General features: G+C 57.7%; 19 protein-coding genes. 3 read left to right on the plus strand and 16 right to left on the minus strand.

Translation table 11 applies throughout. From position 1 onward, the window contains the following. Positions 1-161 precede the first annotated feature (161 nt). The 3 genes from QCD69_RS00745 (at position 162) to QCD69_RS00755 (ending at position 3213) form a co-directional block, all read left to right on the plus strand. Positions 162-1391, plus strand: a complete 1230-nt coding sequence (locus tag QCD69_RS00745; RefSeq protein WP_301250657.1) for a sensor histidine kinase — start codon at positions 162-164, stop codon at positions 1389-1391. Between the two features lie 14 nt (positions 1392-1405). Then, positions 1406-2458 carry a helix-turn-helix domain-containing protein gene (locus QCD69_RS00750; RefSeq protein WP_301250658.1) on the plus strand — a complete coding sequence of 351 codons (1053 nt, stop codon included), beginning with the start codon at positions 1406-1408 and terminating at the stop codon, positions 2456-2458. 71 nt (positions 2459-2529) lie between these two features. Next, positions 2530-3213 carry a BMC domain-containing protein gene (locus QCD69_RS00755; protein ID WP_301250659.1) on the plus strand — a complete coding sequence of 228 codons (684 nt, stop codon included), beginning with the start codon at positions 2530-2532 and terminating at the stop codon, positions 3211-3213. 345 nt (positions 3214-3558) lie between these two features. Here the strand turns inward: QCD69_RS00755 and QCD69_RS00760 are convergent, their stop codons facing one another. The 16 genes from QCD69_RS00760 to QCD69_RS00835 form a co-directional block, all read right to left on the minus strand. Further along, on the minus strand, positions 3559-4467 hold the full coding sequence (locus tag QCD69_RS00760) for a glycyl-radical enzyme activating protein (RefSeq protein ID WP_301250661.1): 909 nt from the start codon (positions 4465-4467) through the stop codon (positions 3559-3561). Positions 4468-4503: 36 nt separating this feature from the next. Next, the gene (grpM, locus tag QCD69_RS00765; protein ID WP_301250662.1) at positions 4504-7026 is read right to left on the minus strand and encodes a glycyl radical diol dehydratase GrpM; all 2523 of its coding nucleotides are present in this window, start codon (positions 7024-7026) and stop codon (positions 4504-4506) included. A 43-nt stretch (positions 7027-7069) separates the two neighbouring features. Then, the gene (locus QCD69_RS00770) at positions 7070-7366 is read right to left on the minus strand and encodes a hypothetical protein (protein WP_253458133.1); all 297 of its coding nucleotides are present in this window, start codon (positions 7364-7366) and stop codon (positions 7070-7072) included. Beyond that, the gene (locus tag QCD69_RS00775) at positions 7366-8859 is read right to left on the minus strand and encodes an aldehyde dehydrogenase family protein (protein ID WP_301250663.1); all 1494 of its coding nucleotides are present in this window, start codon (positions 8857-8859) and stop codon (positions 7366-7368) included. The genes QCD69_RS00770 and QCD69_RS00775 overlap by 1 nt, the downstream gene beginning before the upstream one ends. Before the next feature lie 22 nt (positions 8860-8881). Then, positions 8882-9637 carry a propanediol utilization microcompartment protein PduB gene (gene pduB, locus QCD69_RS00780; protein ID WP_253458128.1) on the minus strand — a complete coding sequence of 252 codons (756 nt, stop codon included), beginning with the start codon at positions 9635-9637 and terminating at the stop codon, positions 8882-8884. Between the two features lie 17 nt (positions 9638-9654). Then, positions 9655-9936: a propanediol utilization system shell hexameric protein GrpH gene (gene grpH, locus QCD69_RS00785; RefSeq protein WP_253458125.1), complete on the minus strand. Its 282-nt coding sequence runs from the start codon at positions 9934-9936 to the stop codon at positions 9655-9657. Positions 9937-10050: 114 nt separating this feature from the next. Then, positions 10051-11250, minus strand: a complete 1200-nt coding sequence (tdcD, locus tag QCD69_RS00790; protein WP_441004969.1) for a propionate kinase — start codon at positions 11248-11250, stop codon at positions 10051-10053. Positions 11251-11270: 20 nt separating this feature from the next. Then, entirely contained in the window at positions 11271-11762 is a 492-nt protein-coding gene (locus QCD69_RS00795) for a GlcG/HbpS family heme-binding protein (RefSeq protein ID WP_301250664.1), read from the minus strand. Positions 11763-11779: 17 nt separating this feature from the next. Beyond that, positions 11780-12046 (minus strand): EutN/CcmL family microcompartment protein, encoded by a 267-nt coding sequence (locus QCD69_RS00800; RefSeq protein WP_253458117.1) that lies wholly within the window; start codon positions 12044-12046, stop codon positions 11780-11782. A gap of 2 nt (positions 12047-12048) precedes the next feature. Further along, positions 12049-12723, minus strand: a complete 675-nt coding sequence (locus QCD69_RS00805; RefSeq protein ID WP_301250665.1) for a hypothetical protein — start codon at positions 12721-12723, stop codon at positions 12049-12051. Further along, positions 12720-13388, minus strand: a complete 669-nt coding sequence (gene pduL, locus QCD69_RS00810) for a phosphate propanoyltransferase (RefSeq protein WP_253458111.1) — start codon at positions 13386-13388, stop codon at positions 12720-12722. The genes QCD69_RS00805 and pduL overlap by 4 nt, the downstream gene beginning before the upstream one ends. A 17-nt stretch (positions 13389-13405) precedes the next feature. Then, the gene (locus tag QCD69_RS00815; RefSeq protein WP_301250666.1) at positions 13406-14491 is read right to left on the minus strand and encodes a 1-propanol dehydrogenase PduQ; all 1086 of its coding nucleotides are present in this window, start codon (positions 14489-14491) and stop codon (positions 13406-13408) included. A gap of 187 nt (positions 14492-14678) precedes the next feature. Continuing rightward, positions 14679-15329 (minus strand): RES family NAD+ phosphorylase, encoded by a 651-nt coding sequence (locus tag QCD69_RS00820; protein WP_301250667.1) that lies wholly within the window; start codon positions 15327-15329, stop codon positions 14679-14681. Beyond that, positions 15322-16008 carry an integrase gene (locus tag QCD69_RS00825; protein WP_301250668.1) on the minus strand — a complete coding sequence of 229 codons (687 nt, stop codon included), beginning with the start codon at positions 16006-16008 and terminating at the stop codon, positions 15322-15324. The genes QCD69_RS00820 and QCD69_RS00825 overlap by 8 nt, the downstream gene beginning before the upstream one ends. 118 nt (positions 16009-16126) lie before the next feature. Then, positions 16127-17158 (minus strand): DUF1176 domain-containing protein, encoded by a 1032-nt coding sequence (locus tag QCD69_RS00830; protein WP_301250758.1) that lies wholly within the window; start codon positions 17156-17158, stop codon positions 16127-16129. An 11-nt stretch (positions 17159-17169) separates the two neighbouring features. After that, entirely contained in the window at positions 17170-18225 is a 1056-nt protein-coding gene (locus QCD69_RS00835) for a DUF1176 domain-containing protein (protein WP_301250669.1), read from the minus strand. Positions 18226-18345 lie beyond the last annotated feature (120 nt).

An 18345-nucleotide genomic window follows, 5' to 3' on the forward strand; every position in this document is an offset into this window, starting at 1 on the left:
GATCGCCGATCTGAATATCGCCGCACGACCAAAGCAGGCTCAGGCAGCGCGGCGGCATTCCATCTGTATAAAAAATATTTGTCAGCTGTGAAGCCGTGCACTATTAAAGCGTATTGCTTACGTTACATTACCCTGATATCGACTTGCATAAGGTATTTAGCATGGAAGCTGAATATAAGATCGCGGAGTTTCTGGATACGCACAGGCTGCAAAAGCTACAGGACAACTTCAGCCAGACAATGAGAATTGCGCTGGTAGTGGTGGACGCCGCTGGTCTCCCCGTCACCAGGCCAAGCGGCTTTTCTGACTTTTGCGCCCGCTACCGCCAAAACCCGGACCAGGCGGAACGCTGCCACGCCTGCGACAATGCCGGCGGTCGGGCGGCCATGCAGGCGCGGAAACCGGTCATCTACCGCTGCTGCTGCGGCATGGTTGAGTTTGCCGTACCTGTGGTTATTAACGAGCATTATCTGGGCGCTTTTATTGCGGGTCAGGCCAGAGTTGAAGCGGAAAAGGCAAAAACGATCCCCTGCATTCTGCCCAATCGCCCGCGTCGAAAAATCACCCCCTCTCTGAAGCGCTTTCATCAGGCAATACCGATTACCCCCTATCGCCGCTTTGAGCTACTGGCTGAAACCCTGCTGCATATGGCTTCCTGCCTGGTGGAACAGGCCTGGGCCACCACCATACAGCGCGAACTGCATAAAAAAGAACGGCAGCTGACCCGTGAATTGCGCAGGCGAGTGGAAACGGAAAAACTGCTGCACGAGGCGGAATTTAAAGCGCTGAGCTACCAGCTTAATCCGCATTTTTTATTTAACGTGCTGAATACCATTGGCCGACTGGCCTTTCTGGAAGAAGCGCCGCGGACGGAAGCCATGGTGCATGATTTCTCCGATATGATGCGCTATCTGCTACGCAAAAATAATCATGCCGTTATCACGCTTGAACAAGAGATCCACTACGTCAACAGCTATATGGCAGTGCAGAAAGTCAGAATGCCGGACCGTTTCACTTATCTTTGCGCTATTCCGGAAAAATATTATGGCGTCGCCTGCCCTTTTTTAACGCTGCAACCGCTGGCGGAAAATTTCTTTAATTACGTTGTTGAACCGCGGGAAATACCTGCCGTACTCCATATTCGCGCAACCGACGATGGTCGCGATCTTATTATTGAGGTCAGCGATAACGGCGATGGCATCGCACAACAGACGATAACGCAAATTTTAAGCGGGCCGCAGGACAATAAGCAGGGAATAGGCATAAGGAATATTATGCAGCGCCTGCAGCTGCTGTTTGGCGACGCTTACGGGCTGGAGATCTTTAGCGCCCACCGTCCCATGATGGGCACCACCATCAAACTTCGTTTTCCTCTTCAGCCTCAGTCGTAAAACAGGAGCCGGTTATGTCCACCGTGGTGATAGTTGAAGATGAACCGATGGAAGCGGAAAGCCTGCGCCGCATTGTAGCGGCCAGTCAGCAAGGCGTGCTGATTTATGACGCTCCGACCGGTAGAAAAGCCATGCAGCTGATTGATGAACTGCCGCATATCGACCTGATTTTTGTCGACCTGACCATTCCCCGCCCCGACGGCAGGCAGGTTATTCAGTATCTGCGCACCAAAAGCAGCGCTACCCGTGTTATCGTCACCAGCGCCAGCGACGACTTTGATCTTCTCCGCAGTATGCTGCCTTTGCAGATTGAAGATTATCTGCTGAAACCGATAAAAAAGCAGGCCATCATTGATAAGGTTAACGGTAGCCTGAACGCTGATGCGCACGGAACCGCCCATGGCGAAGCGCTGAAGCGGCGGCTTCAGACGCTTATTGCCCGGTGTGACTATCCGCAATGGCATGACCTGCTGTTGGACGTACACAGACGCGCCTTTTTTGGGGACAACCAGGCAAGCCGCGAGCTGGTTCTGCTGCTGGAACTGATATGTCGGCAGGCGTCATTAAGGCCGCCGATGCGGGAAAAGATCGGCATGCTGGCGCTACAGGTCGGGCAGGACGGTGTGAGCAAGGCGCGCTACCGGCGTCTGGTTCTGCTGCTGTTGCAGGCAAGCCGGGAAATATTTGATGCAGCCCTGAAAACAAGCACGCAGTCCTTTGTCGCCCGGGCAAAATTTCATATTGAACGAGGCATAACGGAAAACGTTACGCTGGATGGTATTGCCGCCAAATCTTTTATCAGCGCCTGCTACCTGAGCCGAAAATTTAAAAAAGAGACGGGCACAGGTTTTTCCGCTTACGTTACCCATCGCAAAATGCAGTTTGCCTGTGCCCTGTTACAGTTCAGCGATCTGAATATTCATACCGTTGCACTGGAGCTTGGCTGGCAGGATGCCAACTATTTCTGCCGCATTTTTAAAAAGGAAACGGGCATGGCGCCGTCAGACTACTGTCGTCAGATGACGGCGACCGGAAACAATAAAGATCAGACAAGAAAATCTCTGTAACGGGCAAAATAGTTTCCCTGGCTCCGTCAGGGAGGTCGGTAAAATAGTGGGATAACATTAAGGAGAATGCTATGCCCGGAAAAAGCCTTGGGCTGATTGAAACCGTGGGGCTGGCCGCCGCGGTGGAAGCCGCCGATGCGGCCCTGAAATCGGCCAACGTGACGCTGGCAGGCTGCGAGCAGACCAAAGGAAACGGCCTGATACTGGTGAAATTAATGGGAGAGGTGTCGGCGGTGAATGCTGCCGTCGAAGCAGGCGCGGTGGCAGCCAGCCGCATGGGCAAGCTTTACGCCCATCGGGTCATAGCCAGAGCGGCAGAGGGCATTGAGGCGATGACGCAAATTACCTGTAAATCGGTAGCCCCAACGCGGCCTGCTTTGCCTGCCGACACAGGCGCGAAGACTGCTTTGCATGACGACGTAACGGCGAAAGCTGTTGTGCCTGATGATATATCAATACAGTCGGTTTTACCTGACGACGTAACGGCGAAAGCTGTTATGCCTGACGATACATCAATGCCGGTTTTACCTGACGACGTAACGACGAAAGCTGTTGTGCCTGACGTCACCTTAACGCAGCCGGTTTCGCCTGGTGATGCACCAGTACAACCCGGGTCCGAAGCAGAGACAGATCCGGTCAATAACGGAGCGGATATCAACGCCAACGAGCCGTCTTCCGATGCGATATCCCCTGTTCAGGATGCTGTAACTAAAGGTAATAAGTCGGCACGTCGTTCCGGTCAACGCAAAAAATAGGCGGTGGTGGCGCCGCACTTTTCCTTATCACCAGCCAACCGTGCGTCTTTCCTTTACCGCAGCCGATCTCATATCTTTACCACCAGCCAAACCGTATACCTTTCCTTTACCGCGGTCGCTCCCGTGTCTTTATCACCAGCCAAACCGTATACCTTTCCTTTACCGCAGTCGATCCCGTCTCTTTATCACCAGCTTTCCTTTACCCAAATTGACCCTGTGTTTTACCTCCGGCCAACCGTGTCATCTCCTTTACCCCGATTGCCCCTCTGCTTTGATCACCGGCGACCACGCGCCCTGGCCGTCGGCCAACGCTGTCCGTTTGTTGCGATCGCCCAATCACCATCGCTAGCCGCCGGTATGGCAGGTAAATCCCAGCCCTTCCACTACCGCTTTCAGCGGCCCGATGTCGACCTTAACGGCGCTTTCCCGCAGCGGATAGTCACGGCCCAGCAGAGCATATTTGTTTTCGCCAAAATTATGGTAGGGCAGCAAATGGATCTCGGTGACGTTCATCATCAGTCGGGCGAATTCCGCGATGCGCCGAACCTCTTCGGGGCTGTCGTTAACGCCGGGGATCACCGGCACACGCACCACCGTTTTGGTAATAAAAGAGATGCGCAGCAGATTTTCCAGAATACGTCGGTTATCCACGCCGGTATTTTCCCGGTGCACCGTCGGATGAATAGCTTTGATATCCGTCAGCGCCAGATCGACCCACGGAAATACCTCATCAATCACCTCTTTACTGGTTAAACCGGTGGTTTCTATTGCGGTATGCCAGCCCTTCGCCTTACAGGCTTTCAGCAATTCGCGAGCGAACTCAGGCTGCGCCAGCGGCTCGCCGCCCGAGAGCGTGATGCCGCCGCCGGATCGTCGGAACAAATTTTCCTCTTTCTGTAGCTCGCGCATTACCTGGCCGACCGTCATGCGCTTTCCTTTCATCTCCAGCGCGCCGGTCGGACAAACCTGCGTACAGTCGCCGCACTGCGTGCAGCGCGTGCGATCCACAAAGAAAGGATTGTCCGGCGACAGCGCCTGCGTGGGACACACGCTCAGGCACTTCCCGCAGCGGATGCAGTCACGGTTTTTAAAAAGCAGCTCTGGCCCGGGGCGCTGCGACTCTGGGTTGCAGCACCATTTACAGGCCAGCGGGCAGCCTTTAAAAAACGGGATAGTGCGAATGCCCGGCCCGTCATGCAGCGAATAGCGCTGAATATTAAACAGCACGCCTTCCGTTTCGTAGTCGACTTTCATCCTGTGTCCTGCTGGCTGGCAACCACGCCGGCCGCATCAAAAGTGCTGTTCGGTACGGCTGATAATGTCGTCCTGAACCTCTTTGGCCAGCACCACAAACTGCGCGCTGTAGCCCGCCACGCGCACCACCAGATCCTGATGCTGCTGCGGATCTTTTTGCGCACGCAGCAGCGTGTCGCGATCCACCACGTTGAACTGCACGTGCATCCCTTTTTTATCAAAATAGTTGCGTACCAGGCTGCCGAAGTTGCGCAGCCCTTTCTCCCCCGCCAGCGCGGAAGGCAAAAACTTCTGATTGTAGAGGGTGCCGTTAGAGGCGATAAAGTGATCCAGCTTGGCTACCGAGCTGGCGGCGGCGGTCGGCCCTGAGCCGTCTTTGCCCTGCCGTGGCGACACGCCGTCTGCCAGCGGCGCTTTTGCCAGGCGACCGTCGGGCAGCGCGCCCACGTCCTTGCCAAACAGCACGTTGGCCGAGACGGGATAGATGCCGGCCTGAAACTGGCCACCGCGCGGATTGCGGTATTTTTCCACTTCGCGACAGTAGATCAGCGCGCAGCGCCGGGCCACCAGGTCTACCTCGTCAATATCATTGCCGAAGCAGGGCGTATTTTCCAGAATGCGGCGGATCTCAGCAAAACGCTGGCTGCCTTGCGGGGCCGCCGTGGAGGAGAGCCGACGATAAACTTCTTCTTTGATCGCCGCCGCGTCCAGCGATCCGTCCCGATCGATAATTTGCTGTACCATGGCGCAGAGGTCGTTTTCGCTCAGCGATGCCTGAGGCGAGCTGTCGGCTGCGTGACCAAAATTGCTTTCCAGCGCGCTTTTCAGTTCAGCAAGCGTCAGCTTGCCCTCTTCAAACACCTGCTTCTGGATGGCGTAAACGGAGTCGCCGGTATCGGCCACGCCAAACGCCTGCGGGCCGGTAAAGTTATAGATAGCGCCGCCTTCCTGCAAGGATTTGCCCCGCCCGATACAGTCATCCACCAGCGCAGAGAGAAACGGCAGCGGGCAGCGTTCGCCGTGCGCAAGGTCGACGCTGTTGCAGGCCTCTACCAGCTGATGGACGAAATGCGTCATCTGCTGCTGAAAAGCCTGGTAAAAGTCGTCCATGCCGCGCCAGCTGGTCATCTCGCCGGTTATCGGCCCCAGCTGCTTGCCGCCTGCCCGTCCGTTGTTCAGCGTGATTTCCAGCACCTTAGCCACGTTAAAGAAGGCCGCGTCGTGCCAGCCTTCGGTACGGTGCGGCGCCTGCGGCTCCACGCAGCCGATAATGCAGTAATCTCTGGCATCCTGCAGCGAAACGCCGCGATTTTGCAGCGCCGGGATAATCACCTCGTCGTTATAAATGGCCGGAACGCCCAGCCCCAGACGCACCACCTCGCAGGCGCGGAATAAAAACTCGTCGGGCGTACCCTGCCAGACGCGAATGGAGAAAGAAGGCTGCGGCAGGCGAACGTGCGCGGTGGCCTCCATGCACATATAGCTCAGCGGATTTGTCGCGTCGCGCCCCTCTTCCGTCTGGCCGCCGACGCAAAGATTCTGGAACACAGCATAACCGGCGAAAGCCTGCGCGGAGACTTCGTCGCGGGTTTTATTGATGTCGTTAAGCTTGATCCAGCAGCAGTCCACCAGCTCCTGAGCAAACTCCGGCGTAATGCTGCTGTCCGCCGCCAGATAAGGATACATATACTGATCGAAGCGGCCTGGCGAAATCGAGTGGCCGCTGGATTCAATCTGCAACATGCTCTGAATAAACCAGAAGGTCTGACAGGCCTGCCAGAAAGTGGTCGCGCCCTGCTCCGGCACCTGTCGGCAATTTTGCGCAATCTGCTCCAGCTCGCGTTTGCGCTGTGGATTGTTTTCCGCCTGCGCCAGCCGCGCCGCTTCCTGCGCATAGCGATGGGCAAAAGCGATAGCGGCCTGATAGCTGATAATCACCGCCTGATAAAACTGCTCTTTTTTCAGGTAGTCGGGGCGGCTGCGATCCAGCTTCGCCAGCGCCTCGTTTACCTCTGCGATAATGCCGCGAAAACCGATCTTCAACACCTTGCCGTAATCCACGCTGACGTGCCCCACGCCGCCATAAAAGTAGTTGCCGACGGTAAAGACGCCGCCCGCCATGCTCTCTTTGGTGGCGTCAGACATATAGGACGCGGCCAGCGAGCTGGTGGTTTTGCCCGGCCAGTATTTAAAGGCTTCGCTCAGCGCCTGCGCAGTTTCCTTTTCGATAATAAAGGGATCGGCCAGACGGTGCTCCATCGTTTCGAACTCTTTTTCCACCCATTCAAAGGAAAATTCCGGGCAGATTTCGGTAGAGCGCGGATGGATGGTGACTGCGCCGACAATCAGCTCATCCGCGCGGATGGTGATCGGCAGCTCGTGAAAGATTTTTTCAATAACTCTGGCGCGCCGCATGATGGCGGGCAGATGCTCATACTGCTGATAAGCCAGCGTCGCCAGCGTGGCGCGCTCCGATTCCACGTACGGCTTCACCTGCAGGAGCGTGTTTTTAAGCCTGAGGATACGATCGGTCGGACTGGAAAAGCCTTTTTCCAACATAGTGATAACTCCCGAAAAAGCGTTTTGTTTATGGCCCTGGGGCTTAAGCGCCGAGGTGCTGTTCAATCAGCCGCATCGCCTCCGCCACCGCCGCCACCTCGCCGAAGATCGCCAGCGAAGTGATATGCTGCGGGCAGCTGCCGAAAATCTCCGAAACCATGACGTCGGCGCCTTTACTGGCCAGGTCGGCACAGAAATAGAGATCGGGCACCGGCAGCATTAACAGCGCGACGGCGTCCACACGCAGCAGATCCAGCCGCGTTCTGAATTCCGACGGCATCCGGCGCCTGAGCATCGCCAGCGTTTCCGGCGTGGGGGCGTTGATAATGCGCGTTTTCATCAGCGGATATTCAGCGCCTCGACCATGACGCAGCGGCGCCTTCTGGCGAAGGTGCGCGCCGAGGTCAGCCCTTCACCCGTTGGCCCGGCGATAGTAAAGGTGGTGTGGCCTTCGCCGCCGACGCCCAGCCCGGCGTAAGACGGCCCGTTTTTCACAAAGATGGTGGTTTGGATCTGCCGCGCCATGCGGGTCAGCTTCTCTACGTTGGTAGAGTGCATCACCGCCGTATGACGGTTGCCCTGCTCCACGCAAACGGCCAGCTCGATGGCTTCGTCAACGTTATCCACGCGCACCAGCGGCAGCACCGGCATCATTAATTCATGCACGACAAAAGGATGCGTCGCTTCGGTTTCAATCAGGATGACTCTGGTTTCCGCCGGCGCATCAATGCCCAGCTGTTGCAGGATATAGCGCGCGTCTTTGCCGACAAACGCCGTATTCGGGCCGCTGCCTTTGTCGTTCAGCACCAGCGTTTGCAGCTGCTGAATAAGCTTTTTGTCGCTCAGCAGGTAAGCGCCGCTTTTCTTCATGCAGTGGATCAGATAATCCGCCGCCTGGCTGACTACAATCACCTCTTTTTCCGCCGTGCACGGCAGGTTGTTGTCAAAGCTACAGCCGTTGATGATATCGCGGGCGGCCTGTTCGATATCGGCCGTTTCATCCACGACGGCAGGCGGATTGCCCGCGCCTGCGCCAACGGCTTTTTTACCGGAGGACATCACCGTTTTCACAATGGCCGGGCCGCCGGTCGCCACCAGCATAGCGATGCGCGGATCCTTAATCAGCGCGTTGGTATTTTCTACAGAGGGCTGCGCAACCGTTACTACCAGATTATCCGGCGCGCCCAGCGCGGCGAGTTTGTTATTGATAAGCGCCACCGTATACAGCGACACTTTGCGGGAGCGAGGATGCGGACTGAAGACCACCGCATTGCCGGCGGCCAGCATACTGATGCTGTTATTGATTAGCGTCTCGGTCGGATTGGTAGTCGGCGTGATAGCGCCGATAACGCCATAGGCCGAATATTCCGTCAGCGTCAGGCCGCCATCGCCGCTTTGCGCGCAGGTCGGCAGGTCTTCCGGGCCGGGCGTTTTCAGCGCGGCAAGGCGGTTTTTAATCACCTTATCCGCCACGTTGCCCATGCCGGTTTCTTCAACCGCCATGCGGGAGAGCGTTTGCAGCACCTCCTCCTGTAAAAACGCCTCGCGGATGCCGTTGATAAAGGTCGTGCGATCCTGCATAGAGCAATGGCGATACTGCACCTGGGCCAGCACGGCCGCGCCGATCGCCTCGTCCATCGTGGCGAAAACGCCTGCTTCCTCCGTCTCCGTGACGGCGGATCTTTTCACGTCTTCCGGGTTTGCGCTGCTCTGCGCCAGCGCCCGGGCGACCATGGCCGCCAGCGCCGGATTTTCGGCATCGGCAACGGGCGTGGTGCGGGTAAATTTGCTCAGGACGTTTTCCACCGCCTGAGCGATCTCGCTGTCATTCATGCTTCCCTTCCTTACCGCGCGATCAGATATAGGGTGTGGTAGTTGAGTGGATGGGCGCCGGATCGAGCGTGGCCAACAGCTGTAATCCCACTTCGCGCGCGGCCGTGACCGCCTGGCGCACCGCGCCGGAATCGCCAGCGAAAGTAAAGATCGCCTCGTTGCTGAAGCTGGTGCCTTTGGCCGGGCTGGCGTAGCCGACAGGTTCAATAACCGCCGCCTTGGCCGCCACGTCGGCGATAACGATGCCTATCGCCGCTGGCGAAGCGCAGGTCATGCCGAACGCTTTGCCAACCGGCGCGCCGAAGGCTTTATTCAGCGCGTGGCTGGCGCGGGCGGTGTACTGAAATTCCAGATGACCGGCTGGCGAGCCGTAAACGTCGCCCATCGTCCGTTCGATTTCACCCAGCGTGACCTCCACCGCCCGACGCACATCCGAGACGTCTGCCGCGCCGAACAGGATCAGGCAGCCGTGTCCGCCGCCGCCTTCCGTATCGCGCGCCAGCTCAATGGCGACGATCTCGCTGTTGGTGGCCTTAACGGCTTCATCCGCAGCGAAAATATGCGGGCCCGCGCCGGTTCTGGCGCCGATAATGCCCAGCGAGCGGAACCGGCCGTCGATAGCCATCACCTCATGAAGCTGGCTATCGACATTGGCGATCACCAGGCCAATGGTATGGCCGAGCGCGGTACCGACAAACTCGGTCAGGCCGCAGCCGCTACGCTTCTCTGGCTGGCCGATAGCCCTGGAAATAATCTGTTCGACAAGATTGTCCTGCATGGCTTGTCCTCAGGCCGTTACTCCGTGGCCGTTTTTAATATTTTTTCTACTTCAACATGCGGGCGTGGGATCACGTGAACCGAGACCAGCTCGCCGACCTTGGCCGCCGCCACGGAACCGGCATCGGTCGCCGCTTTTACCGCGCCCACGTCGCCGCGTACCATCACCGTGACCAGCCCGGAACCGATTTTCTCGTAGCCGACCAGCGTCACATTGGCCGATTTCACCATGGTATCTGCCGCTTCAATGGCGGAAACCAGCCCCTTTGTTTCAACCATGCCCAGCGCTTCCTGCTGCATAATGACCTCGTTTGTTTGACTGATAAAAAGACGCGCCTCTGGGGCCACGCCCGATTGCGATGTTAAGGCGGACGCGAAAAAATATTTTGTCCGCCAGTAAGATTATTTTGCGCGTTATCGTTCGGGCGCGGCGGCAAGCCTGGCCGCATCCTGCGCAATCATTTTTTCTTCATTGGTGGGAATGACCATCACGGTCGGCGAATCGTCGGCGGAAATCGTGCCCGCGGCGCCGCCCGCTATCGCCTGATTCCTGTTACGATCCAGGCGGAAGCCGAAGATCTCCAGCCTGGCCAGAGTCAGCTCGCGCACCAGCGCCGAGTTTTCGCCAATGCCGCCGGTAAAGATCAGCGCGTCCAGCCGGTGCAGCGCGGCAAACTGGCCGCCCAGATGCCGCGCCAGCCGGTGCACCATGACGTCAATCGCCAGCGTCGCCCGCGCATCGCCTTTGGCGCGTGCTTCCTGCAAGGTGCGACAGTCGCTGGACAGCCCGGAAAGCCCCAGCAGGCCTGAACGGTTATTAGCCATCTCGCCCAGCGCCTCGATGGGCTGCCCGCTGCATGTCGCCAGGTAAGCCATCGCGCCAAAATCGACGTCGCCGCAGCGCGTGCCCATCACCAGCCCTTCCAGCGGCGTCATGCCCATTGTGGTATCCACGCTTTGCCCGTTGCGTACCGCGCAGAGCGAAGATCCGTTGCCCAGATGGGCAATCACCAGGCCGTGATCCTGCGGATCGAGATCCAGCAGCCTGACCGCTTCGGCGGCGACAAAGCGGTGCGACGTGCCGTGAAAACCGTAGCGTCGGATTTTGTAGCGTTCGCGGTATTCCAGCGGAATGGCATAGGTAAAGGCTTCCGGCGGCAGCGTCTGGTGAAAAGCCGTGTCAAACACCGCCACCTGCGGCAGCGCGGGCAGCAAAGCCAGCGCGGTATCGATGCCGATAAGGTTGGCGGGATTGTGCAGAGGCGCCAGCGGCGCCAGCTGGCGGATCTGGTCGATAACCGCTGGCGTCAGCAGAACCGAGCGTTGAAACTCGCTGCCGCCGTGCGCGACGCGATGCCCGATGGCGCACAGCGAGGAGAGCAGCGCTTTCTCTGCCAGCACGGCAAACAGCGTTTGCAGCGCGCAATGGTGCGTTGGCTGCGCCAGAAGCCTGGTAGTTTTTCCCGCCTCATCCTTAAAGGTGATAGCGGCGTTATCCAACCCCAGCCTTTCCGCCAGCCCGGAAAGCAGCGGCGTTTCGCTCTCCAGCGGCAGCACAGAAAATTTCAGCGAAGAAGATCCGCAGTTGATAACCAAAACCGTTGTTGTAGACATAATGACCTCTGAAATCCGTTTTAGGGTCGGGAAGGCGTGAGTAAAAAGTGCGCCTGACTGAAGCGGGCAAGCGACTCGCGGGCGATGGCGATATCCTGTGCGACGCTGCCGCCGCTGATGCCTATTCCGCCCAGCAGCCGCGTCTGCGACCAGCAGGGTAAACCGCCGCCAAGACAGCAGATCCCCTGCTGTGGTAAGCCCTCCAGGCTCGCGCCCGGCCGTACCTGCTGCGCCAGCTCGTGCGTCGCCATCCTCAGCGCCACGGCGGTCCAGGCCTTTTCCGTCGCCAGGCGGTGGCTGACCAGCAGCGCATCATCCATGCTGAAAAACCAGCGCTGCTGTCCGGCCGTATCTACCAGGCTGAATACGATTGGCACTTCATATTCCTGCGCGACCTCACAGGCAATCGCCGCCAGCGCCGCTGCCGCAGAGAGGCTCAGCGAGTGATGCCGCGACGGATGCGAATTAATGGCCTGCTGGATCAGGCTGTCCAGACTCTCCCTTACCGACATAAGTGCGCTTCCTTTTGCTATCCATTGAGATCCAGCGCATCGACAATGCCAACCACTGCCGCATCGATCACCGAATGCTCGCCATTACCCATGCGTGCCGAGCTTCCCGAGCTGACGATAACCGTTTCCCCATTTCCGGCCCCCACACAGTCAACCGCGACCTGGGCGCTGCCCGTGGGCTGATGATGCTCGTTCAGGCGGGCCACGATCAGCAGCTTGGCGCCGTTCAGCGAGGGATGCTTGCTGGTCGATACCAGCGCGCCCGTGACTTTAGCCAGATACATAATCAGTCCTTGTATAAAATGATGTGCCGCCGCCGTATCTCGTCCTGAGCGGCTGGCGTGATCAGCGCGTTTCGGCCTGGCCGCAGCGCCGTGCCTGCGGGCTGCTGACGGATATCCGCCAGTGAAATAAGTTGCTTACCCTTGCTCTGTGTTGTTACACCGGGAAAAACGATCCCCCAGCTTTTCAGCGTGGCGATATAGCGATGCAGCTGCTCCCGCATCGCCTCCGGCAACGCCGCGTGGGTAAACTCGTCGCCCAGCGTGACGATGATTTTCCGGCCGTGGCACAGCGCATGAAAAGCCCAGGCGCTGGCAACGTTGTCGCTAAGGCATAACGCGATTTTTGCCAGGCTGTTGCCTGAGATCGCCGGGAGAAACAGCTCGCTGTACTCTTCTTCCGCCTGCGGCATTCGCGTGTCGTAAAGCAGTTCAGGCGCGAACCTTTCCCGCCAGCATTGAAATGCCCCGTAAACGGCAGACAGGCTGGCGCTGTGGGAAAGCGTGACCCGCAGGCCGTATCCGGCCTGACTCAGCGCCTCCAGCGCAGCCAGCGTTTCCGGCAGGACGCGCGGATCCATTCCCGTAATCACCACTCTGACCATGCCCTGCCTTTGCCGCACCAACAGACGATCGATAATGCTATCGAGCCGGTTGGAAAGATCCGGCTGCACGATCACGCCACCTTCGGCCCGTTGCTTTTGATCTGCACCCGATCGCCATTACGCAGCCCAAGCGCGTTGGCCTCTTCCTGATCCAGGTGGATCTCCGCCAGCGCTTCTGCACTGACACGCACCTTCACATGGCGCAATACGCCCGCACGCGGCCCCTGGGTTTCCACCGCTATTTCCGCGCCGTCCGTCAGGCCGTGCCGCGCCGCTTCCTCAGGCGAAATATGGAGATGCCGCCATGCGACGATAACGCCCTCCGGTATCGCCACTTCGCCATGCGGCCCTACCAGCGTGATGCCAGGGGATCCCTGCAGCTCGCCGGACATTCTTACCGGCGCGCCGATGCCAAGGACAAAGCCGTCCGCCACTGAAATCTCAACCTGCGTGACGTTACGCAGCGGCCCCAGCACCCGCACGCGCTGTAGCTCGCCTTTCGGCCCGCGCAGCGTGACGGTTTCCTGTGCGGCGAACTGACCGGGCTGCTTTAACGCTTTCATCCGGGTCAGCGACGAACCGTAGCCGAACAGCATGTCCATCTCTTTACGGCTCAGGTGCACGTGCCGGTTGGAGACGCCGACGGCAATAGTCAGCGGCTGGCTTTTTCGTCCTGCCGCCAGCTCCTGTAAAATCTGCTGCGTGATACTTCTGGCCTGCCGTTGCGTATCCGTCTTCATCCTCTCTTCCTTGCTGTTTACTCGCCCGCCAGGCGCGACAGCAGGCGATCGATATCCTGCTCGCTGGCACGGCGAGGATTGGTTGCGGTACAGCCATCGGCCAGCGCCGCCTGGATCAGTTCGCCGCGCAAGGTGGCAAACCGAGCGAGATCTGCGCCCATCTCTTTTAGCGTTGCCGGAATGGCGAACTGCTGGTTAAGCGTGCGAACGGCCTGCGCCAGGCTGTCGGCAGCCATCAACCGCGCGCACTGCTGGTAGCGAGCCTGCGCCCCTTGCATTTCGCTATTAAATTCAATCACTAATGGCAGCAGCATGGCGTTGATCCTGCCATGCGCAAGATGCAGCCTGCCGCCGACGGCATGGGCCATGCCGTGAACCAGCCCCAGCCCCGCCGAGTTGAACGCCATGCCCGCCATGCAGGAAGCGTGATGCATATGCGTCCGCGCGCTGAGGTCGTGCGGTTCACGGTAAGCCTGGGGTAAATAGCGGGCGGTCAGCGCAATGGCTTTTTCCGCCAGCGCATCGCTGAAGTCGTTTGCTTCTGTGGAAACCAGCGCTTCAATCGCGTGGGTCAGCACGTCCATACCGGTATCCGCCGTGACGCTCGCGGGGACGCTGGCCACCAGCCGGGCGTCGAGAAGGGTGATATCCGGCAGCAGCGCGTCAGCGACCAACGGATATTTGCTGCCGCTGTATGGGTCGGAAAAAACGGCGTAGGTTGTCGCCTCTGACCCGGAGCCGCTGGTCGTGGGAACGGCAATCAGCCTGATGTGATAAAGAGGATCGTACTCTTCAAGGGTGGCCTTAATGCCTTTGGCCGCATCCAACGCGGAACCGCCGCCAAGCGCGATAATCGTATCCGGCCTGAAGACTTTACATTTTTCCGCGCCTGCCTGTAGCAGCGTGGTAGTGGGATCGGCTTTGACCTCGCTATAGATGATGATCGAAGCCTGGGGCATCAAGGCGATCAGCTGATTTACTTTGCCGGATGAGAGCATAAATTCGTCGGTGACGATGGCGACTTTTTTCAGCCCAAGCTGACTCAGCGCTGCCAGCGCATTTTCACCATGGTAAATATTCGGGACAGAGAAAATCTTCGCCACGCCCTTATCCTTAACAAAACGTCCGCCATTTAAGGGCGACAGATTAGCAACGACGGCGGCTGAGCGGCTCTGGATTAGTTTGTCCGGATACGGGAAATTTTTGCGGAGAAGCGGAAGCAGCAGATTGGGGGATGGCAGAGGAAATATTTATCATTTATTAAAACCCGTTGAAACAGCAGCGCTATTTTTAACCGCCGCTCTCAAGAAGCACGATACCGAGCTGGTCGGCTTCCAGCTCTATCACCGTCATAACAGAGTCCGAATCCAGTATCCGTTCCGACTCAACCTCTGTGTACAACTGCTCGGCTTTGACGCGATCGTTAAACAGCATCAGCGCCGTGTCTCCATGCTGCCTGGAAGACCATTGCAGACCGTGCGCTTGCGGGCATGCCTGATAAATAGCTAAAGAATATTCTCGGGTATAGATATATTGATCGGCGGTTGAATCCAGCAGGCTTGCCCGGTTTACGCCCATTTTGCGCAGCGTTTTCGGGTTAAGATCGACAAGGTTTAAATCAACGCGGGGCTCTATAACCGAATGCACTTTTCCATATAACCTGGCTAAATCATAGGGTGCCCCGGATGAATCCGGCGGTAAATCATGGAAGAGCGTTTCCATTACGGCAACAGCTGTACTCACACCACCATACAGCGTTGCCACGCCGTTAATCATCGGACTGAAACGTGCGCTGCCCTTACCAGGGTTGAATTGAGCGGCGCGAAAAGCGGCGGAATGTATTCTGTAAATACGTTTACCGGCTTCCCATACCGTGAGGTTTACCGCCAGATCGCTTTTTGGTGGTTTTAGCTTCCGTGTGATAGCTTCCCTGTCAGCCATGAATGCCGCCCTCTTTTTCTGCCTGCGCGGCCAACAGAACCTGTTCAGGCTGGGTAGCCAGCACGTCCCTGGGCTTTCTCCCGCCCAGCCAGCTGTTTTCTGACCCAAACCAGATCGCCAGACCCCAGGGCGTTTTGCTGCCGCCAAATAAAGCCATCACCTCCTTTACGACAGGTAAAGGTCGGTAGCCCTCGTCCAGCGCATATTCGGGAAAGTAGTCTTTGCCATTATGCTGAATAGCAAAGATTTTCCCGGCAAGCTTCCAGCGATTAGGCCCTGCGCTGGGGTTGGAACTTTTGAAGTTCGCCTTTTCTGACAGTTCCCGAGCCAGCAGCCATATAGCATCGGCAAAAATGCGAGCATTCAACGCTTCACGACGCTGTGCGTTACGCTCCGTGCGGGCTGCATCCGGGCGAGCTGTTATAGAAGGGGTAGTAACTACGGCTTCAGGCACGGATGCCTGCTGTTTAAGAGACGCCAGCACGGCCGTCATCGCAGCGCTTATGGCTATACGCACCGTCTCGTTAAAAGCAGGGGTGCGTTTCTCAGCCTGTCCTAAATTGATAACCAGATAGTCCGATCCTGCATGGGGTTGCAGCCTGTGCAGCTGCTCTCCACTCAGCGTTTTGACTTCAAAATCCTGCCTGGTTCGCTGTAAAGCATTCGCTTTAGTTCTCATGCTCCACCTCATTACACTAAGATATATTCGTTATATACATTATATGCGTAATGATATGGATGTCACTAAAAGGGATAATAAGCAGATACGTTCGATCTTAAGTGGTTTAACAAAGGATCTAACCCGAAAAAGGCTTCACGTCCGTTACCAGCGTGGGCAGATCCCAGGTGCCGCCCGCATGGATATAACGACACATGCCGGTCATGGCGTCGCGGCTTTTGCGGAAAGCCTGGCCATCCCACACCCAGCTTTTCAGGCTCATGCAGTCTGCGATACCCCGGCCTTTCTGCACATCGGTAATCACGCCTTTTTCATAATCCGAGCCGGAAATGGTCACCAGCACCGGCTTACCTTTTAGTTGGTTATCGATAACCCAGTAGCCATACCCTTCGTTATAAGCCGCGCGCCAGCAGAGCGCCGAAAGCAAAGCGTGGCCGTCATCCAGTGGCGTAAGGGTCAGCCCGTCGTTTTCCGGAATAGCATTTTCTGCCGGTGAAACCAGGCTGTCGCACATGTCATCGTCATTTTGATTGACCGTTGCAAGCAGTCGGGTTTTCAGCGCGGCGATTTCTGGCGCGGTCAGCGAACGAGGTTCGCCGCTGCGGGTTTTTGCTGCGTGAATAACCGGCACGGGCACCGCCTGAGCTACGCCACTTTCCGGCTTATCGCCCTTTTTGGTGAGCGCGCCAGGCGTGCCGATGCGGCCCTGCACGTCGTCAGCTTTCAGCAGCGCGGCATAAGCGCCCTCGCCGGAAAGCAGAAAAGGCGTCGCGCCGCCTTTAAATTCCACTTTACCGCTGCCTTTGACGGCGTTGAGTAACGCTGCCGTCTGGCCAGCCGACAGCCGCCAGTTGTCGTCAGCCGCCACGAGATCGCCCGCGGATTTCCCGTCGATCCACAGCGTCAGCTTTTGTACCGGCGCGCTGTCTTCTGCGCTGTCGGCCAGCGTCACTTCGCCCGTCGGCACCGTTCCGGGGCCGGCGGTACGGGTAAGCAAGACGGAACCGGACGGATCGTCTTCTTTGGCATAGCCCGCAACGCGGCAGGTCAGCGTGTTGTCGCAGGCTACTTCCCAGGCTTTGTGTTCAAAGGTTACGCCGCTATGACTGGCCAGTGCCGACAGGGAGAGCGTCGCCAGCGCAAAAAACATCAGTTTACGATTCACTTTATTCCCTCACGTTTTATTTCTGATACCAGCCCAGGTATCTCTCTGTTGCCCAGGGTGCGGGGAAACCAGCAGCCATCGTTGATGGTTGCCAGGCTTTGACGAAACGCTGCGCCATCCCAGATCCATTCTTCCTTAGACGCGCAGCTGCCGGCACTGCTTCCCATAAAGACATTGGTAATCACGCCATCGTGCCAGGTTTGCGCGTCAGTGGTCACGGCAACAGGCTTCGCTTTTAGCTGGCTGTCGGTGACCCAGTAACCGTATCCCTGGTTATAGGCCGCGCCCCAGCACTGGGTGGAAAGCAGCGTGTGCGTATCATCCAGCGGCGTGGCGGTAATATCGCCGCTGATAATATTGCCGTTGACGTCCTTTTCCCCAACCGAGGTCAGATAATCGCACTGCTGCTCGCTGGTTAAGACGGCAAGCAGCTGCGGCCTGAGCGCTTCAGCCTCTTTTTTGGTTAATACAGAGGATTGAGCGGGGCTGACTTTTACCGCCTGGATCACCGGCATAGCCACGGCCTTAGCGACACCGCTTTCGGGCCTGTCGCCTTTTTTAACCCAGGCGCCTGGCGTACCGATACGGCCCTGCACGTCATCCACTTTCAGCAGCGCCGCATAGGCGCCCTCGCCGGAAAGCTGAAAGCTTTCGCGATCGCTTTTGAACCCGACCGTGCCGCTGCCTTTAACGGCATCGATCAGCGCCAGCGCTTGCGCTTCTGACAACCACCAGCGGTTAGCCTTCTGCGTCGCTTCGCCCGCAGGCTGGCCGTTCAGCCACAGCGTCAGTTTTTTTACCGGCGCCTCGTTTTCCCTGTCTTCCGGCAGGATAATTTCGCCAGCGGTAGCCGTATGCTCGCCAGGTGCCCGCGTCAGCAGCACGCCGCCCACATTCTCCTGTACGCTATGGCCGCCGATACGGCAGGTTAAGGTGTTATCACAGGCCACCGACCACGCCTTATGATAAAAGGATACGCCGCTTTCCTGGGCGATAACCGGGGCGGCAAACATAGTCAGTGCGGTAAAAGCCAATTTATAAAGATGATCCAAGCTGTCGCTCCATAATCCAATTTCGCGTATTGCAACAGTCGATACGCACACAGCGGCTTAATCCAGGCCAGACAAAATTATAACCCGGCATATCCCGGGCTTTTAATAGCAATCACTGTC

This window comes from Erwinia sp. PsM31, assembly GCF_030433775.1.
Taxonomy (GTDB): Bacteria; Pseudomonadota; Gammaproteobacteria; order Enterobacterales; family Enterobacteriaceae; genus Erwinia; species Erwinia aeris.

Excerpts from the sequence above, each read along its gene's own strand:
- QCD69_RS00745 (WP_301250657.1), top strand. The coding sequence starts at position 162 with ATGGAAGCTGAATATAAGATCGCGGAGTTTCTGGATACGCACAGGCTG.
- QCD69_RS00750 (WP_301250658.1), top strand. The coding sequence starts at position 1,406 with ATGTCCACCGTGGTGATAGTTGAAGATGAACCGATGGAAGCGGAAAGC.
- QCD69_RS00755 (WP_301250659.1), top strand. The coding sequence starts at position 2,530 with ATGCCCGGAAAAAGCCTTGGGCTGATTGAAACCGTGGGGCTGGCCGCC.
- QCD69_RS00760 (WP_301250661.1), bottom strand. The coding sequence starts at position 4,467 with ATGAAAGTCGACTACGAAACGGAAGGCGTGCTGTTTAATATTCAGCGC.
- grpM (WP_301250662.1), bottom strand. The coding sequence starts at position 7,026 with ATGTTGGAAAAAGGCTTTTCCAGTCCGACCGATCGTATCCTCAGGCTT.
- QCD69_RS00770 (WP_253458133.1), bottom strand. The coding sequence starts at position 7,366 with ATGAAAACGCGCATTATCAACGCCCCCACGCCGGAAACGCTGGCGATG.
- QCD69_RS00775 (WP_301250663.1), bottom strand. The coding sequence starts at position 8,859 with ATGAATGACAGCGAGATCGCTCAGGCGGTGGAAAACGTCCTGAGCAAA.
- pduB (WP_253458128.1), bottom strand. The coding sequence starts at position 9,637 with ATGCAGGACAATCTTGTCGAACAGATTATTTCCAGGGCTATCGGCCAG.
- grpH (WP_253458125.1), bottom strand. The coding sequence starts at position 9,936 with ATGCAGCAGGAAGCGCTGGGCATGGTTGAAACAAAGGGGCTGGTTTCC.
- tdcD (WP_441004969.1), bottom strand. The coding sequence starts at position 11,250 with ATGTCTACAACAACGGTTTTGGTTATCAACTGCGGATCTTCTTCGCTG.
- QCD69_RS00795 (WP_301250664.1), bottom strand. The coding sequence starts at position 11,762 with ATGTCGGTAAGGGAGAGTCTGGACAGCCTGATCCAGCAGGCCATTAAT.
- QCD69_RS00800 (WP_253458117.1), bottom strand. The coding sequence starts at position 12,046 with ATGTATCTGGCTAAAGTCACGGGCGCGCTGGTATCGACCAGCAAGCAT.
- pduL (WP_253458111.1), bottom strand. The coding sequence starts at position 13,388 with ATGAAGACGGATACGCAACGGCAGGCCAGAAGTATCACGCAGCAGATT.
- QCD69_RS00820 (WP_301250667.1), bottom strand. The coding sequence starts at position 15,329 with ATGGCTGACAGGGAAGCTATCACACGGAAGCTAAAACCACCAAAAAGC.
- QCD69_RS00825 (WP_301250668.1), bottom strand. The coding sequence starts at position 16,008 with ATGAGAACTAAAGCGAATGCTTTACAGCGAACCAGGCAGGATTTTGAA.
- QCD69_RS00830 (WP_301250758.1), bottom strand. The coding sequence starts at position 17,158 with ATGTTTTTTGCGCTGGCGACGCTCTCCCTGTCGGCACTGGCCAGTCAT.